We start from the raw sequence: 1,059 nt of genomic DNA, 5'->3' as shown, positions 1-1,059 counted from the left end.
GGAGCTACCGTGCAGGTGCTCGAGGCAAAAACTTGGGCTGGCGTATCGATTACCACCTCACTACACGAGAAATGGAGCATCGACTGAAGAATGTGCGCATTTTACCTGACGCCCTACATAGCGACCATTGCCCTATTTTACTTGAACTACAATAAAAGGTTAATCAGTCTTGGCGAAACTGTTGAAGCGCAGCTAGGCAATTAACCGATAACCGATTTAACCTGTTAACCAAATATGCTTATCACTAACATTAAAGGCCTCGTTGGCGTTCATCCGAAAAACCAACTTTTTCTTCGCGGCAGCGAATTAGATCAGCTGCCTGTTCTAGAAAATGCTTGGTTGCTGCTCGAAAACGGTTTAATTAAGGATTTTGGATTGATGAGCGACCTCCGTACACCTGAGGTCAACTTGGAAGTGGTAAATGCCGAAGGGCGTTTCGTATTCCCCTCATGGTGTGATAGCCATACCCATATTGTTTTTGCAGCGCCCCGAGAAGAAGAGTTTGCCCTTAAAATTGCTGGTAAAACCTACGAAGAAATTGCGGCTGCCGGTGGTGGAATTTTAAACTCCGCAGCCAAACTGCAAAAAGCCACCGAAGGCGAACTTTTTGATAGTGCCAGCATCCGGTTAAGAGATATGATTAAGCAAGGCACCGGGGCGGTGGAAATCAAAAGTGGTTATGGCTTAACGATAGAAAGCGAACTGAAAATGCTAAGGGTTATCAAAAGGCTTAAAGCGGCTTTTCCTATTCCTATTAAAGCAACGCTGCTTGCGGCACACGCCTATCCAACAGCATTTAAAGATAATCACCAAGGCTATATCGACCTTATCATTCATAAGTTATTACCACAAGTAGCAGCCGAAAACTTGGCCGATTATATTGATGTTTTTTGCGAAAAGGGGTTTTTCTCTCTAGAAGAAACAGCTCAAATTTTAAGCGCTGCAAAACAATATGGGCTATTGCCGAAAATACATGCCAACCAGTTATCTGTTTCAGGAGCTGCCGAACTTGGTGTAGCGTATCAGGCGGTGTCTGTTGACCACCTGGAAGAAACAGAC

At 44.6% G+C, this 1,059-nt stretch carries 1 protein-coding gene; it reads left to right on the top strand.

Features of this window, described 5'->3' with window-relative positions:
* Positions 1-234 precede the first annotated feature (234 nt).
* Positions 235-1,059 (top strand): amidohydrolase family protein (locus tag DUT69_RS19025; RefSeq protein WP_113654861.1); only part of this gene is annotated, 825 nt, incomplete at its 3' end.

It is taken from the genome of Pedobacter namyangjuensis (genome assembly GCF_003313325.1).
GTDB classification, from domain to species: domain Bacteria; phylum Bacteroidota; class Bacteroidia; order Sphingobacteriales; family Sphingobacteriaceae; genus Pedobacter; species Pedobacter namyangjuensis.
Note: the sequence above shows the minus strand (reverse complement) of the source record. Positions and strands in the feature narration are given on the sequence as shown.